At 67.1% G+C, this 15,318-nt stretch carries 11 protein-coding genes; 8 read left to right on the top strand and 3 right to left on the bottom strand.

The genetic code is table 11. From position 1 onward, the window contains the following. Nucleotides 1-251: 251 nt before the first annotated feature. The gene (locus tag ACQ7JA_RS00540; RefSeq protein WP_430893883.1) at nt 252-2,486 is read left to right on the top strand and encodes a heparinase II/III domain-containing protein; all 2,235 of its coding nucleotides are present in this window, start codon (nt 252-254) and stop codon (nt 2,484-2,486) included. A gap of 108 nt (nt 2,487-2,594) precedes the next feature. Further along, entirely contained in the window at nt 2,595-3,452 is an 858-nt protein-coding gene (locus tag ACQ7JA_RS00545; RefSeq protein ID WP_430893885.1) for a beta-1,6-N-acetylglucosaminyltransferase, read from the top strand. Here ACQ7JA_RS00545 and ACQ7JA_RS00550 read toward each other — a convergent pair. The 3 genes from ACQ7JA_RS00550 to ACQ7JA_RS00560 all read right to left on the bottom strand — a co-directional run bounded on the left by ACQ7JA_RS00550 (nt 3,408) and on the right by ACQ7JA_RS00560 (nt 7,574). Next, nucleotides 3,408-4,961, bottom strand: coding sequence for a PepSY domain-containing protein (locus ACQ7JA_RS00550; protein ID WP_430893887.1), 1,554 nt, complete (start codon nt 4,959-4,961; stop codon nt 3,408-3,410). The two genes, ACQ7JA_RS00545 and ACQ7JA_RS00550, sit on opposite strands and share 45 nt — an antisense overlap. Nucleotides 4,962-4,975: 14 nt before the next feature. Next, nucleotides 4,976-7,102 (bottom strand): TonB-dependent receptor, encoded by a 2,127-nt coding sequence (locus ACQ7JA_RS00555; RefSeq protein ID WP_430893889.1) that lies wholly within the window; start codon nt 7,100-7,102, stop codon nt 4,976-4,978. 91 nt (nt 7,103-7,193) lie between these two features. Then, nucleotides 7,194-7,574 carry a DUF2946 domain-containing protein gene (locus ACQ7JA_RS00560; protein ID WP_430893891.1) on the bottom strand — a complete coding sequence of 127 codons (381 nt, stop codon included), beginning with the start codon at nt 7,572-7,574 and terminating at the stop codon, nt 7,194-7,196. Nucleotides 7,575-7,748: 174 nt separating this feature from the next. Here ACQ7JA_RS00560 and ACQ7JA_RS00565 point away from each other — a divergent pair, with 174 nt between their 5' ends. The 6 genes from ACQ7JA_RS00565 (at nt 7,749) to galE (ending at nt 15,304) form a co-directional block, all read left to right on the top strand. Then, nucleotides 7,749-8,963, top strand: a complete 1,215-nt coding sequence (locus ACQ7JA_RS00565) for a glycosyltransferase (RefSeq protein WP_430893893.1) — start codon at nt 7,749-7,751, stop codon at nt 8,961-8,963. Nucleotides 8,964-9,085: 122 nt separating this feature from the next. Further along, nucleotides 9,086-10,189 carry a glycosyltransferase family 4 protein gene (locus ACQ7JA_RS00570; protein WP_430893895.1) on the top strand — a complete coding sequence of 368 codons (1,104 nt, stop codon included), beginning with the start codon at nt 9,086-9,088 and terminating at the stop codon, nt 10,187-10,189. A 25-nt stretch (nt 10,190-10,214) separates the two neighbouring features. Beyond that, on the top strand, nt 10,215-12,167 hold the full coding sequence (locus tag ACQ7JA_RS00575) for an alginate lyase family protein (protein ID WP_430893897.1): 1,953 nt from the start codon (nt 10,215-10,217) through the stop codon (nt 12,165-12,167). A 76-nt stretch (nt 12,168-12,243) separates the two neighbouring features. Then, nucleotides 12,244-13,353, top strand: a complete 1,110-nt coding sequence (gene wecB / locus ACQ7JA_RS00580; protein ID WP_430893899.1) for a non-hydrolyzing UDP-N-acetylglucosamine 2-epimerase — start codon at nt 12,244-12,246, stop codon at nt 13,351-13,353. Nucleotides 13,354-13,364: 11 nt separating this feature from the next. Then, nucleotides 13,365-14,123: a WecB/TagA/CpsF family glycosyltransferase gene (locus ACQ7JA_RS00585; protein ID WP_430893901.1), complete on the top strand. Its 759-nt coding sequence runs from the start codon at nt 13,365-13,367 to the stop codon at nt 14,121-14,123. A 182-nt stretch (nt 14,124-14,305) separates the two neighbouring features. Continuing rightward, complete coding sequence (gene galE, locus ACQ7JA_RS00590; RefSeq protein WP_430893903.1) at nt 14,306-15,304, top strand: UDP-glucose 4-epimerase GalE; 999 nt, start codon at nt 14,306-14,308, stop codon at nt 15,302-15,304. The last annotated feature ends 14 nt before the right edge of the window (nt 15,305-15,318 follow it).

The raw sequence follows: 15,318 nt of genomic DNA on the forward strand, positions 1-15,318 counted from the left end.
ATTGTTCGGAAAGAGTTGATTTTTTAGCGTGGGATTTCCGCAAAGCAAGCGAAAAATGTGCGATTTCTTTAGAGAATTTTCCTGCACTCAACTTACTTTGGGGTAGCATAAACCCCGTCAAGTACCGCAAAAAAGGTACAGCAAGAAAGTAAGTCGCCGTCTTCATTCGGTAAGTACAGGCAAACATTCTCGAGCCCGCCGGCCGACCCGGTGCGGTGAACGACATCACGATTTTTCTCGGAGTAACCCACATGCAAGTATCTCGGAAGAGCCTCGTCCTGGCCGCTGCTTTCGTCTCGCTGTTCGCGAGCGCTGCCGCACGCGCCGATTGGGTCCAGTCGAACGATCCTCTGGTTGTCCAGGCCAAGCCTGAAATGAACCAGATGCAGGCGCAGAACCCGCCGGGCTTCACCTGGGCCCGCCATGCCACCGGCCCGTCCAGCTACGAGCTCGAGATCACCCCGGTCGGCGGCACGCCGACCCGCGTCACCGTCGCGCGCAACTGGTACCTGCCGACCAAGGCCCTGGCCCTGGGCAACTACACCTGGCGCGTGCGCCCGGCGGGCAGCAACGAGTGGTCGAACCCGCGCACCTTCTCGATCACCAGCCGCTCGAATGTGTTCGAAGTGCCTGACAACGCCACCCTGCGCAACCGCATCCTCTCGAAAGCGCGTCCGCGCTCGATGCCGGCCTCGTTCACGCCGTTCTCGACCTGGAACTATGCCAAGAAGACGGCGCTCGAGTCCTACCTGAGCCGCCTGGGCAACGAAGTGAAAGCCCAGATCACGGCCGTGCCCAGCCTGAGCGACTCGCGCTGGTCGATCGTCATCTCTTCGCCGCTGACCGCCGCCATGGCCAACCAGCAGACCGACGTGCGCCAGCGCATCAACGAGGCGAGCCGCCAGATGGAAGCGGCAGCGACGATGTGGCGCCTGAAGGGCGAGCAGGTCTACCTGACCGAGGCCCTGCGCCGCGGCGACGAGCTGGCCGCCCTGAACCCGGCCGGCCCGACCAGCTACTACAACCAGGACCAGGCCACCCGCCAGATCGCCTGGGGCCTGTCCAAGACCATGGACCTGCTGGGCAGCTCGCTCGACGGCACCCGCAAGCAGCGCTGGCTCGCCTCGATCAAGACCCGCACCACCGAGATCTACAACAACCTGGCGGGCGACAACGGCCGCCTCGACCAGTACCCCTTCGACTCGCACGGCAACACCAGCATGGTGTTCCTGGTCCTGATCTCGACCCTGACCCTGGGCGACATCCCGGAAGCCCAGGCCTGGTTCGACTTCTCGTTCCGCGCCTACGCGCTGAGCCCGAACCCCTGGAGCGGCCCGGAAGGCGGCTACGCCAACGGCACCGCTTACGGCGAGTACGCGGCCGGCTACCTGCTGGCCCTGTGGGACCCGCTCACCCAGGCCAGCGGCGTGAACTTCTTCGGCAAGCCCTGGACCCTCGGCTTCCTCGACTTCGCGATGGAATTCATTCCGCCGGGCGCGCGCACCCACGCCTTCGGCGACGCCTCCGAGACCAAGCCGGACCAGCGCGTGTTCCGCGCCTTTGCCTCGCGCATGTGGTCGCCGCGCGCCGCCTGGTATGTGAAGAACACCACCGGCATGGAAGACGCGATGTCGCTGCTGCAGGCCGAGTACCCGCTGCCGGTCAGCTACACCAAGGTCTATGAACCGCCTTCGAACTCGGCCTACTACCCGAGCATCGGCTGGGTGGCGATGCACAGCGACCTGGGCTCGAACTCGCGCACCTCGACCTTCTTCAAGTCCAGCCCCTACGGCTCCTTCAACCACAGCCACGGCGACCAGAACGGCCTGCTGCTGTCGGTTGCCGGCCAGCCGCTGCTGGTCAAGGCCGGCTACTACGACTGGTACGGCTCGCCGTACTGGAACGACTGGTACCACCAGACCCGCTCGCAGAACGCGATCACCTTCGACGGCGGCAAGGGCCAGATGGTGGACGGCTACCGCGAGCAGCTGCAGCGCAACGGCAAGATCACGGCCTTCACCGCCCAGCCGACTTACGACTACGCGGAAGGCGATGCGACCCCGTCGTATGGCGGCCAGCTGACCATGGCCAAGCGCCAGGTCTGGCACCTGCGTAACGCCGGCAACGCGATCCTGGTGCGCGACCGCCTGTCGAGCACCGTGGCCCGCACCTACGAATGGAACGTGCACACCCCGGCCATCATGCAAAAGAAGGACGCGCTGAACGTGGAAGTGTCCGCCGGCGGCCAGTCGCTGTGCATGCGCTCCCTGACCCCGACCGCCACCTTCGACAAGTGGATCGGCCCGGGCGCCAAGGCCAATGTGGTCGAGGACCACGGCGCCTTCTACCAGCGCGGCAATGCCAACCAGGCGGTCGAATACCTGGTGCTGCTGGATCCGGGCTGCAAGAAGCCGGCCGTGAACATCACGACCTCGGGTTCGGTGCGTACCGTGACCGTCGGCGGCCAGTCGGTGACGCTGAACTAAGCCATGTAGCGGGCGCTGTCCCGCTCAGGTGCGTGCTAGACTCGGCGCGCACGAGATCCCCCGCGGCTCGCGCTGCGGGGGATTTTTTTTGGTCCCGAGAGTCTCCAGATGAAACAGGTATTCCTGATTGCCGCGCACAAGGATGTCGAGCAGCTCAACGCGCTGGTCCAGCAACTGAGCGACCCCGACTTCCTCGTCTACGTCCACCTCGACCGCAAGAGCGCGATCGATCCCGCCGACCTGCATCCGAACGTCCACCTGGTCGAGGACCGCGTGGACGTGCGCTGGGGCGGCTTCTCGCAGGTCGAGGCCACGCTGGCGTCGCTGCGCCAGATCCTGCGCGAACAGCCCGGCTTCGACAAGGTGATCTTCCTGTCGGCCCAGGACTTCCCGCTGCTGCCGAACGCCCTGCTCAAGCGCGAGCTGGCGCGGGTGCGCGAGCGCGAACTCATCGAGACCACCGCGATCGGTCCGGATGGCTGGAAGGTCGATTTCCGCTACCAGTTCTTCCACCGCGAAGGAGGCGGCAGCCTGGAGCGCCTTGCCTGCAGGGCGGCCAATGCCCTGCTGCGCCTCACCGGACGGCGCCGCCGCATGCCGGATGGCCTCGTGCCGCACGGCGGCTCGTCCTGGTGGGCGCTGTCGCGCGGCTGCGTGGCCGAGGTGCTGCGCCTGGCGGATGCGCACCCGCGCTTGTCCAGGCTGTGCCGTACCGTGCAGTGCCCGGACGAGCTGTTCTTCCAGACCCTGGTCATGCACTCGCCCTACGCGAGCCGCGTCCTGAGCGACAACTTCCGCTACGTCCAGTGGCCGGAGCAGGGCGCGCGCAATCCCAAGGTCCTCGACGGGGCCGACTTCGAACGCATCCGCGCCTCCAGCGCCCACTTCTGCCGCAAGCTCGACAGCCAGGCCAGCGCCGAGCTAATGCGGCGCCTGGTGGAATGGAAGGATACGCGGGCGGCCTGAGCTGCCCAGCTTGCGGCCCAGCCTGCGCCAGCCGATGACGATGCCCGTCACGCTCATCAGGAGGCCGCCGAGGCTCAGCACGACCAGCACCGCATCCCACAGCGGCCGGCGCTCCAGCAGGGGCAGCCAATCCCAGCTGTGCAACATGGCGAACAGCCAGCGGCTGGCGCGCTTGTGGCGGTCGCTGCGGCCCAGCACGGCGCCGGTGCGCGGATCGATGTGGACCCAGCTCTTGTCTGCATCGTCGAAGACGACACGCAGGGCCGGCAGCGGCTTCTCGAAGCCGCCCGTCATCGTGTGGTCGGCGCGCGCGTAGTAGTGCAGGTCGTAGGCATCCAGCCGTTCGATGCGGGCTACCCGCGCAGGCAGGAGCCCGCTCGCGGCCGATGCCAGCGCCGCCACGTCCACGGGCGCGGCTCTGGCATTCCCGTCGAGTACGAGGGGGCTGCCGCCGGCCGGATAGGCGAGTACCTGGGTGCGCCCCAGCATGCGGCGCCAATGCAGTTCGCGCGCGCCGGGTGCGGCGGCCAGCAGTGCCTGGGGCGTGGCGCCGGCCAGCACGTCGATGGACAGGGTGGGCGGTCCGCCCGCCAGCGCGTCCATGCGCAGCGGCGCGGCCTCGCTGGTGAACACCTTCCAGGGGTTCATCGACATCAGGCCGCTGAAGATCCAGGTGATGGTCGTGAGCGCGAACAGCAGGCCGCCGATATGGTGCCAGCGCATCATCGCGCCGGGATAGGGCGAGCGTGCGCCATTGCGGTAGGGGCGGGTGAAGCGCCAGCGCAGCACGCCGACCACGGTGCCGCTGAGCGCCATCGCGATGCCGGCGATCGACAGCCAGTTGACGATGTCCGTCCACCAGCGGTCGAACACATTGTCGCGCAATGGATAGAGCCAGTGGATCCAGGCGCCGGCGTAGTTCCACAGGCGCTCGAGACGCGGCGCGTCGCGCACCACCTCGCCGGTACGGCTGGACACGTAGAGCAGGGTCTGCGCCTCGTCGCCCAGCTGCACGCGGTGCAGGGGACGGTGGCCGTCCAGTCCGCGCGAGTGGGTAAAGGCGTCTTCCATTACCGCGTCCAGGTAATCGAGCCGTACGCCGGGGGCGGCCCAGGCGCTGCTCGCCGCCAGCGCGGCCTCGCGGCCGAAGCTGTCGAGGCGTGCGCCGCTGCGGGCGTCGATCACGATGGTGGCGCTGCCGGCCTTCTTCTTGCCGCCCGCGTTCGCAGGATCGGCCAGGTAGACGGGACGACCGCCGCCGGCGGCGGCCAGGCGCAGGCTCTCCAGAGGGGCATGCACGCCGGCCGTGGCCAGGGCCTGGGCAGGGCCGAGCAGACCCTGGCCTTCCCCGAGGCGGGGCAGGTGCTGCAGGCGTTCCGATTCCGTCAGCTTCGGATAGCCGACGTACATCATGACGACGCCCGAGACGAACCACATGGCGAAGAAGGCGCACAGCACGATGCCCAGCCAGCGGTGGGTCAGGAACAGCAGGCGTTTCAGTGTTGGCATTGACATGGCGCGCCTCAGAAACTGTAGCGCAGCGCCACTTCGGCGCTGCGCGGTGCGCCGAGGTAGGCCATGGTGGCCGCCATGTTCGCCGCGTAGAGGCGGTCCCCCACATTGCGCACCCGGCCGGTGAGCAGCAGGTCGGGCCGCAGCTTCACGCTCAAGGCCAGATCGACCAGGGTATACGAGGGCCAGTCGACCGTGTTGGCGGCGTCCGCGTAGATGTGGCCCACGTGGCGCAGGCCCACGCTCGCTTTCACGCCGGCGACGGGTTCCCATCCGAGCCACAGGTTGGCCACCGTTTCCGGCGTGTTGGTCGGGGTCTTGCCGGCCAGGGAAACGCCGCCCTGGCGGAAGTTCGCGTAGCGCGCCTCGACCCTGGTGAGGTTGCCCTGGATCGACCACTGGCGCGTGGGCTGCAGGCCGGCCGCCAGCTCGACGCCGCGCGCCGTCTGTTCGCCGACGAGGATGGTCAAGGTGCTGTTGTTCGGGTCCTGCGTGGCGATGTTCCTGCGGCTGATGTCGTAGGCGGCCAGCGTCGCCGATCCTTTGCCGTGCCAGAAGTCCAGCTTGGCGCCGATCTCGCCCTGGCGCCCGCGCGTGAGTTCGCTGTTGTTGCGCACGTCGGCGAACGAGGCGGTGGACAGCACGCCGGAAGGCGGATCGGCCGCCGTCGCGTACTGGGCGTAGAGCATGGCGCCGGGCGTCACGTCCCAGACCAGGCCCGCGCGCCCCGTGGTGGGGCGGTAGCGGCGCTCGAAGCTGGCGGGGTTGGCGGCCGTGACGTCGCGCCGGTTCGTGAGTTCGAGCCCGATGCGCTCGTGGCGCAGGGCGGTGACCAGGTGCACGCTTGGAGCCAGGGCGGTGCGGTTTTCGAGGTAGGCGGCGAGGGTGCGCACGCGGTTGTCGCGGTCCGGGCGGAAGCCGGGCGCCATGCCGGGAAGGTCGAAGAAGTGTTCAAGCGTGAATCGGTACGGATCGACCGCGCCCACGGTAGTGGACAGGCTGTTGGGAAAGCGCGTCTGGCGGTTGTAGCTGATGTCCACGCCGTAGGCCCAGTCGCTGCGGCGCCCCAGCAGCGTGCCGCGGCGGCTGCCGTCGAGGCGGTTGCCGACCACGCGCTGGTCGTGGCGCTGCAGCAGGATGCCGGAGCGGATCACGGCCGTATTGTCGGGGTTGAAGCGGTAGGTCTCGACGTTGCGGTAGTCGCGCAGGGCGTCGTAGGCGTAGACGGTGTTGGTCCACTGCGTACGCTCGTCCGGCTTCACCTGCGATACGGAGCGCAGCCAGTGCACGCGCTGGTCATAGACCCCATCGAGGCTGTTGTAGTTCTTGAAGCGCGTGCCTTCGTCGATGCGCGCGCGGCCGGCCACGGGGTTGAGGAGCGGCGTGCCCCAGTAGGGACGGTCGACGTCTTCTTCCTGGTACTCGTAGGCGAGCAGGTGGGTGAAGACCCGGCTGAAGTCCGACCGCAGCGAGGTGGCGAGCTGGGTCGAGCGCGAAGCGCTGCCTTCGATCCAGCTGTCGCTGCCGCGGCGGTTCAGGTCGATGCGGGCGAAGTGGGTGTCGTCCACGCGGCGGTTCAGGCCGAAGGATGCCTCGCGCAGGCCGTCGACGCCCACACGCAGCTGGGCTTCGCCGAATTCGCGGCGCTCGGCGGTCTTGGTGATGTAATTGATGGTGCCGCCCACGGCGCCGGAGCCCGACATGAAACTCGACGGGCCGCCGATGGATTCGACCCGCTCGTAGATCCAGCTGTCGACCGGCCGCGCGGCGATCGCGTACTGGACGTTGATGCCGTTGAACAGCTGGCTGATCGAGCCGCTGCCGAAGCCGCGGTAGAAGACGCCGACATTGCCCGGCGCATTGTGGGCGGTGACGCCGGGCAGGGCGCGCAGGATTTCCTGGGTGTCCCGGGCGCCGCGCAGCTCGATGGCGGCGCGGTCGACCACATTGACGCTGGCCGGCGTTTCGCGCGCGCTCAGACCGAGGCGGCTGCCGGTGTCGACCGGCGTGTCGAGGTCGAGCAGGCCGGCGCGCGGGGCGCTGCCGGTGATCTCGACGGTGGGAAGGCCGTCCTGCGCCAGGGCAGGCAGGGAAAAGGCGCAGCCGATGGCCAGCGCCCGTAGATGGAATGAAGTCATGTGCAGCTCTCTCGTACGCCATCAGGCGTGATGATCCGGCACCGGTCACGGTGCGACGAAGCCCGCGGCAGGCGCGGGCGCGAAGGTCGGATCAGGGCGCGGGCGGGCCGCGTGGCTGCGCCGCCGTCCATGCGAACAGGGGCGTGGAGGCGCTATAAAAGAGAGGAGGGTGGCGATCGGCGCCCGCCAGCACAGGGAGCTGGAAGCTCGCCGATGGCAATACGACGGGGCTGGCGCCGGTCTGGCAGAAGGGGCAGTGTTCGAAGCCATGGTCCGCTGCGGGGACGTCGCCGGTGTCGTCGACCGCCATCTGGTGCGTCGTGGCGATGCCGGTGGCGCTGCAGACTTCGACGGTGATATAGCGGGTCCCGTCCGGCTTGGCGTAGGCATGGGAGAGCGTCGGCGCCAGCACCGCCATCAGGATGGCAAGCAAGGCGGCCCATGCGGCAAGAACGACTGTGTTGCGGCGCATTCCCATATTGCGATTGTAGCAGCGGACTCCACGAACCGCTGGCCATGAGCGCGGCAAGGCCAGGCCGGCTTTTTTCGCCGGGATGTGCTGCAGCGCACACAAGGCCGATGCTGCCGAATCGTGCCGTCGAATGGCTGCGCTAGAATCGGCTGGCTCGAACACCAGGTCAACCGTATGCGCAAGCCCCTGTCCATCGCCTTCATCGTCCGAGATCCCTTGCCGCCGGCCCGCGCCGACGTACGCACGCTGTTCGGCAGCGAGATGCCGCGCTATGGCGTCAACACGGAACTGGTGGGGCAGGCGGGCGGCAATGAAACGGGCGACTGGCCGGCGGGCGGCATGCACCTGGTCGGCAGCCTGCGCTCGCGCTTCGCGGCCGTGCTCTCGCCGTTGTGGGACTTGCGCGGCCTGCTGCGCGCCTTGACGCACATCCGGCCCGACTGCATCCAGGTGCGCGACAAGATCGCCTCGGGCCTGCTCGGACGCATCGCCGCCGGCATCCTGCGCGTCCCCTTTGTCTACTGGATGTCCTTCCCCATCGTCGAAGGCTTCGAAGTGCGCCGCGACGAGTTCCGGGGCCTGACATGGTGCGCGCATGCGCTGCGCGCCGCCGCCTCGCGTTTCGTCATCTACCGCCTGGTGCTGCCCAGGGCCCGCCACATCTTCGTCCAGAGCGAAGCCATGGCCGACTGGCTGGCGGCCAAGGGCTTCAGGCGCAGCCGCATGACGGCCGTGCCCATGGGCGTGGACGACGGCGTGTTCGACCGGGCTGCCGTGATCCCGAGTCGGGACCCGCGCCTCGACGGGCGCCGCGTGGTGCTCTACCTGGGCCGCATCGCCCGCGCCCGCCGTTCCGACTTCCTGCTCGACGTGGCGCAAGCCTTGAAAGCGACCGACCCCGATGCCCTGGTCGTCATCGCCGGCGACGCCGCCTCGAACGACGAAATGGACTGGATGCGCGCCGAGATCGCCCGCCGCGGCATCGAGGACCACGTGCTGCTCACCGGCTGGCTGCCCCAGCGGGAAGCCCTGGGCTACGCGGTGCGGGCCGAGGTCGGCCTGTCGCCGATCCCGCGTGGCGTGCTCTTCGACGTGTCCTCGCCGACCAAGCTGGTCGAGTATCTGGCGCTGGGCATTCCCAGCGTCGCCAACGACATCCCCGACCAGCGCCTCGTCGTCGAGGAAAGCGCGGCGGGCCTGTGCGTGCCGATGGAAACCGGCCCCTTCGTCGCGGCGATCCGGCGCTTGCTGGAGGACAAAGCCCTGGCTGCCGAGTACGCGAAACGTGGGCCAGCGTACGTTAGGAGCCACCGGACCTATGCTATTCTCGGCCGGATTGTTGCTGAAACGTACACAAAAATCCTTCCTGGCGCTACGCCCGAACGATAGCGGCCTTACCACAAGTTGCGCCGTTCGTACCAGCCGGTTCGAATCGTGCGCTTCCCGGAGAAAACACTGTTGTACTATCCAAAACAATTTCTATTTTGCAAACCCCTGAAGGCGAGGGCGGCATGAACCGGGCATCGGCTCCAGCAGCACCGGCGGCAAGGCTGACGGCGCCGCGCGTGCTGATGCTGGGCACCGACCCCGAGGGACGCGGCGGCGTGGCGACCGTGGTGTCGCTGCTGCGCCAGGATGGCCTGTTCGAGCGCGAAGGCGTGTGCTACGTGCCGACCCATGCCGAGGGCACGAAAGCGCACAAGGTCGGCGCATTCCTCAAGGGCGTGTGGGGCACCCTGCTTGCTCTTGCGCGCCGGCCCGACGTGGTGCATGCGCATGCGGCCTCGCAGGGGAGTTTTGTCCGCAAGTCCATCCTCCTGGCGCTGGCGCGGGCGCGCGGCTGCAAGACGGTGTTCCACCTGCATGGCGCCTGCTTCGACGATTTCGTGGCGGGCTCGAATGGCCTGATGCGGCGCTGGATCCGCCACACGCTGGAACACAGTTCGACCGTGATCGCGCTGTCGAGCCGCTGGGCGGATTTCCTGCGCGGTTTCGCGCCGGCGGCGCGGGTGGTGGTGGTCCCGAATTCGGTGCCGCTGCCACCCGCGCCCGAAGTCGAGGTGCAAGCCGGCCGCATCCTCTTCCTCGGCCAGGTCGAGCCGCGCAAGGGCATCTATGAACTGGTGGAAGCCCTGGGCCTGCTGCGCGAGCGCTTCCCGCAGGCGGAGCTGGCGATCGGCGGGCAGGGCGAGCTGGAACAGGTGAAGCGGCGCGCCGAGGAGCTGGGCGTGGGCGAGCGCGTGACGATGCTGGGCTGGGTGACAAGCGGGCGCAAGCAGGAGGAGCTGGCGCGCGCCAGCGTGTTCTGCCTGCCCTCGCATGCGGAGGGCCTGCCGATGGCGATGCTGGAAGCGATGGCGGCCGGCAAGGCCATCGTGGTAAGCGGCGTCGGCGGCATTCCCGACGCGGTGAAGGATCAGGACAACGGCCTGATGGTGCAGCCGGGCGACGCGCAGGGGCTGGCAACTGCCCTGGCGCGCATCCTCGGCGACGAACAAGAGCGGCAGCGCCTGGGAGCGCGGGCACGCAAGACAATCGAAGAGAGATTCGAGTCCGGTGCCGTGGTCAAGCAGATATCGGCGGTCTATAAACAGCTTCGCGACGAGGTCGCATAGCGAGGGGGACGCAATGAATGGAACGATGAGGATCGGATGGCTGGTCAACCGGCTGCGCTGCATGTCGGTGGCCGAAGTGGGCTACCGCGTGCGCCAGGCGGCCGCGACCAGGATGGGGCGGCGCATGGCCGGCCGCACGGCGCCCGCGCCGCTGCCGCGCGCCCTGACCCTGGGCGTTACCGGCGTCCCCGCCCTCGATCCTCGGGAAATCGACGCCCTGCTGGCGGACGCGGACCGCATCTGCGCCGGCCACGTGGTGCTGTTCGCCGAGCGCCGCTTCGACGTGGGCGTGCCCACGGCCTGGAACCGCGACCCGGAAACCGGCGTCACCGGCCCCGCGGTGTATGGCGGCGACATCGCCATCACGAACCGCCAGCTGGTCGGCGACATCAAGCATGTCTGGGAGCTGAACCGCCACCTGCACCTGGTGCGCCTGGCCCAGGCCTGGACTCTCTCGCGCGACGTGCGCTGGCTGCATGCGCTGGAACAGCAGCTGCGCAGCTGGCTCGACCAATGCCCGCCGCTGACCGGCCCCAACTGGACCAGCTCGCTGGAACTGGGCATCCGCCTCATCAACTGGAGCCTGGTGTGGCAGCTGGCGGGCGGCGAAGCCAGCCAGCTGTTCGCGGGAGAATCGGGCCAGAAGCTGCGCGCCGACTGGCTCGACAGCATCCACGCCCACTGCCGCACCATCGCGCGCCACCTGTCGCGCCATTCCTCGGCCAACAACCACCTGATCGGCGAACTGGCGGGCCTGTACGTGGGCGCCAGCACCTGGCCCTGCTGGAAGGAATCAAGCGACTGGCTGGCGCAGGCGCGCCGCGAGCTCGAACGCGAGGCCCAGATCCAGTTCACGCGCGACGGCGTCAACCGCGAGCAGGCGTTTGCCTACCACATCTTCTCGAGCGAATTCCTGTTCGTCGCCGGCCTCATGGGCCAGGCGACGGGCAATCCCTTCCCGCGCCCCTACTGGGCCTCCTTGCAGCGCGCCATGCGCTTCCTGCGTTCGGTGCGCGACGTCGGCGGCAACGTGCCGAACGTGGGCGACGCCGACGACGGCTGCGTGTTCCGCCTGGACGCTTCCGGCATGGACCGCGCCGCGCAACTGCTGGCGCTGGGCGATACGGTCTTCGGCGGCGCGGCGGACAGGCATCCCGGCGTGCAGTGGCTGCTGCATGCGCTGCCGGGCAAGCGCCCCGATTGCGACCCGTACGAGGTCGACACCGGCTGGGCCTTCCCGGAAGGCGGCTATTTCCTCTTCGGGAACCACTTCGGCGAAGCGAGCGAGATCAAGGGCATGCTGGACTGCGGGCCGCTCGGCTACCTCGGCATCGCGGCCCACGGCCACGCCGACGCGCTGGCGCTGACCCTGTCGATCGCGGGCGAGGAATGCCTGATCGACCCGGGGACGTATTCCTACTGGCAGGAGCAGAAGTGGCGCGACTATTTCCGCGGCACCTCGAGCCACAACACGGTGCGCATCGACGGGCTCGACCAGTCGGTGAGCGGCGGCCGCTTCATGTGGCTGCGCAAGGCCCATGCGCATATCGAGCGCATGCCGAGCTCGCCCCAGGACTTCGATTTCCGCGGCTCGCACGGCGGCTACACCCGCCTGGCGGATCCGGTGCGCCACGCGCGCAGCGTGCGCTTCGACGGCGCCAGCAATACCCTGACGGTGCGCGACGAGGTGTCGGGACGCAAGCCGCACAAGGTCGAGCAGTTCTGGCACTTCGCGCCTGAACTCGACGTGCGCCTGACCAGCCAGGGCCTGTCGGTACGCGGCAAGCGCTTCGTGCTGCAGATGCAGGCGAGTGGCGCCGACCTGCAGCTGGAACTGGTGCGCGGGGCCGAGAACCCGCCGCTGGGCTGGTGCTCGCGCACCTACGAGTCCAAGCGGCCCTGCGAGGTGCTGCGGATCACGAGCGTATCGTCCGCCGTTCCGGTCGAATGCAGGTTTACAATAACGTTTTTGCATTAATGTAAGTAATTCTTTAAGATTTCTTAAAAGTAACTACTCAGTTAATAAATATATAATTATTAAGGGAAGTGTCCAAATGCTGATTTACCTCGTCGCTGGTGCCCGTCCGAACTTCATGAAGATCGCGCCGATCGTGCGCGCCCTGCAGGCACAACGCACCCTGTCGTTCAAGATCATCCACACCGGCCAGCACTACGACCGCGAAATGAACGACGTGTTCTTCGAGGAACTGGGCATTCCCCAGCCGGACGTCTTCATGGCCGCCGGCGGCGGCAGCCACGCCCAGCAGACTGCCAAGATCATGGTGGCCTTCGAGGAGCTGTGCATGGCCGAGCGCCCGGCCGCGGTGCTGGTGGTGGGCGACGTGAACTCGACCCTGGCCTGCTCGATCGTCGCCAAGAAGCTCGTGATTCCGGTCGCCCACGTCGAAGCCGGCCTGCGCAGCGGCGACATCAGCATGCCGGAAGAAATCAACCGCCTCGTCACCGACAGCATCTCGGACTGGTTCTTCGCCACCGAGCCGGCCGCCGTGGAACACCTGCGCCGCGAAGGCAAGGCGGACTCCGCCGTGCACTACGTCGGCCACGTGATGGTCGATAACGTGCTCTACCAGGCCGAGAAACTGGCCAGCGCCGATACCTCCGCTTTCGAGACCGCCGGCTTCAAGGCCCAGCATGGGGCAGGGCGCTACGGCGTCGTGACCCTGCACCGCCCGAGCAATGTCGACGACCCGGTCACCTTTGCCCGCATCGCCGGCGCCCTGAAGCAGATCGGCGAGGAACTGCCGCTGATCTTCCCGGTGCACCCGCGCACCCGCGCGAACATCGAGAAATTCGGCATCGACCTGGGCCCGAACGTCACCCTGGCGGGCCCGCAAGCCTATATGGCCTTCCTCAACCTGTGGAAGGACGCGGCCGTGGTCCTCACCGACAGTGGCGGCCTGCAGGAAGAAACCACCGCGCTGGGCGTGCCCTGCGTGACGATCCGCGAAAACACCGAACGCCCGGTGACGGTCGAGGAGGGCAGCAATGTCCTGGCCGGCACCGATCCGGAAGTCATCGTGCGCGAAGCCAGGAAGGTCTTGCGCGGCGATGGCAAGCAGGGCCGCCGTCCACAACTGTGGGACGGCAAGGCGGCCGAACGCATCGTGGCCGTGCTTGCAGCGGAGCTGCAAAAGACCGAATAGAGAGGAAGCATATGAATGACCGCATCACGCTGATGGGCTGCCAGGTCGACAACCTGACAATGGAAGAGACGCTGGGCAAGGTGGAGGGATTCATTGCCACCGGTTTGCCCCATCAGCATGTGGTCGTGAATGTGGACAAGCTGGTCAAGGCCAGCCGCGATCCGGAACTGCGGCAGATCATCAACGACTGCGCGCTGGTGAACGTGGACGGCATGCCGGTGGTGTGGGCTTCGCGCCTGCTCGGCAAGCCGCTCAAGGAAAGGGTGGCGGGGGTCGACCTGTTCGAGGCGCTGATGCGGCGCGCGGGCGAAAAAGGATGGCGCGTGTTCCTGCTGGGCGCGCGCGAGGAAGTCGTGAGCAAGGTGGCCGAGACTTACCAGCGCAAGTATCCGCGCCTGGTGCTGGCCGGCTACCGCAACGGCTACTGGAAGGGGGAAGAGGAAGAGGCGCTGGTCGCCGAGCAGATCCGCGCCAGCCGCGCCGACCTGCTGTTCGTGGCGATCAGCTCGCCAAAGAAGGAACAATTCCTCGGCAAATACCAGGCCCATATGCGGATTCCTTTCGCAATGGGCGTCGGCGGCACCTTCGATGTCGCCATCGGCAAGGTCAAGCGGGCGCCGGTCTGGATGCAGAAATCCGGACTGGAGTGGTTCTACCGCTTCTTGCAGGAGCCGCGCCGCATGTTCCGGCGCTACTTCATCGAGGACATGGCTTTCATAGGCCTGTTCATCAAGGAAGCCTTCAAAGGCAAGCAGGTCAAGCAGGGATAAAGGACGCCACAGAAGCCGTCCGTAGTTTGCCCCTCACAAGAACAAGAGACGTGGAGACCGCCATGCCGCGCTGCAACAGCAGCTGCGCTAGCGTGCGTGGATTTCCGCCGTCGCCGTGATATGCTTAGCCATTGATTGTCATCTTACTAATACATTTCACATATCACTGAGAGCAAAAAGACATGAAGATCCTGGTTACTGGCGGTATGGGTTATATCGGTTCGCATACCGTCGTCGAACTCCAGCAGGCCGGCCATGACGTCGTCGTGGTCGACAACCTCTCGAATGCCGTGGTCTCGGTGCAGGAACGGGTGCAGAAGATCACCGGTACGCCCTTCGTCTTCGAAGAAGCCGACATCCGCGACCGCGCGGCCATGGAGCGCATTTTTGCAGCGCACAAGGTCGAGGCCGTCATCCACTTCGCCGGCCTGAAAGCCGTCGGCGAATCGGTGGCCCAGCCGCTGCGCTACTACGACAACAACGTCAACGGCAGCGTGATCCTGTTCGAGACCATGGCCAAGTTCGGCGTCAAGTCGCTGGTGTTCTCGTCCTCGGCCACCGTCTACGGCGACCCGGCCTCGGTGCCGATCCGCGAAGACTTCCCGCTCTCGGCCACCAATCCCTACGGCCGCAGCAAGCTGATGATCGAAGACATCCTGCGCGACCTCGCCAAGGCCGAGCCCGACTGGCGCATCGCCCTGCTGCGCTACTTCAACCCGGTCGGCGCCCACGAGAGCGGCCTGATCGGCGAAGAGCCGAGCGGCATCCCCAACAACCTGGTTCCCTACATCGCCCAGGTCGCCAACGGCCAGCGCGAGAAGCTGTCCGTCTTCGGCGGCGACTACCCGACGCCGGACGGCACCGGCCTGCGCGACTACATCCACGTGGTCGATCTCGCGATCGGCCACGTGAAGACCCTCGATCGCCTGGCCAAGGGGCCGGGCATCGTTACCTACAACCTCGGCACTGGCCGCGGTAACAGCGTACTGGAAATGGTGCGCGCTTTCGAGCAAGCCTGTGGACGCAAGATCGCCTACCAGATCGTCGACCGCCGCCCCGGCGACGTGGCCAAGTGCTACGCCGATCCGGCCAAGGCGCGCGAAGAGCTGGGCTGGACTGCCGAGCGTGATGTCGCTCAAATGTGCGCCGACGTCTGGCGCTACCAAACCACAGCCAAGTAAACAAACTCATTTAC

The organism is Massilia sp. BKSP1R2A-1, assembly GCF_050586525.1.
In the GTDB taxonomy this organism is placed as follows: domain Bacteria; phylum Pseudomonadota; class Gammaproteobacteria; order Burkholderiales; family Burkholderiaceae_D; genus Telluria.

Coding starts and splice junctions, on each gene's coding strand:
- ACQ7JA_RS00575 (WP_430893897.1), top strand. CDS start 10,215: ATGAGGATCGGATGGCTGGTCAACCGGCTGCGCTGCATGTCGGTGGCC.
- ACQ7JA_RS00550 (WP_430893887.1), bottom strand. CDS start 4,961: ATGCCAACACTGAAACGCCTGCTGTTCCTGACCCACCGCTGGCTGGGC.
- wecB (WP_430893899.1), top strand. CDS start 12,244: ATGCTGATTTACCTCGTCGCTGGTGCCCGTCCGAACTTCATGAAGATC.
- ACQ7JA_RS00560 (WP_430893891.1), bottom strand. CDS start 7,574: ATGCGCCGCAACACAGTCGTTCTTGCCGCATGGGCCGCCTTGCTTGCC.
- ACQ7JA_RS00565 (WP_430893893.1), top strand. CDS start 7,749: ATGCGCAAGCCCCTGTCCATCGCCTTCATCGTCCGAGATCCCTTGCCG.
- ACQ7JA_RS00585 (WP_430893901.1), top strand. CDS start 13,365: ATGAATGACCGCATCACGCTGATGGGCTGCCAGGTCGACAACCTGACA.
- ACQ7JA_RS00555 (WP_430893889.1), bottom strand. CDS start 7,102: ATGACTTCATTCCATCTACGGGCGCTGGCCATCGGCTGCGCCTTTTCC.
- ACQ7JA_RS00570 (WP_430893895.1), top strand. CDS start 9,086: ATGAACCGGGCATCGGCTCCAGCAGCACCGGCGGCAAGGCTGACGGCG.
- ACQ7JA_RS00540 (WP_430893883.1), top strand. CDS start 252: ATGCAAGTATCTCGGAAGAGCCTCGTCCTGGCCGCTGCTTTCGTCTCG.
- galE (WP_430893903.1), top strand. CDS start 14,306: ATGAAGATCCTGGTTACTGGCGGTATGGGTTATATCGGTTCGCATACC.
- ACQ7JA_RS00545 (WP_430893885.1), top strand. CDS start 2,595: ATGAAACAGGTATTCCTGATTGCCGCGCACAAGGATGTCGAGCAGCTC.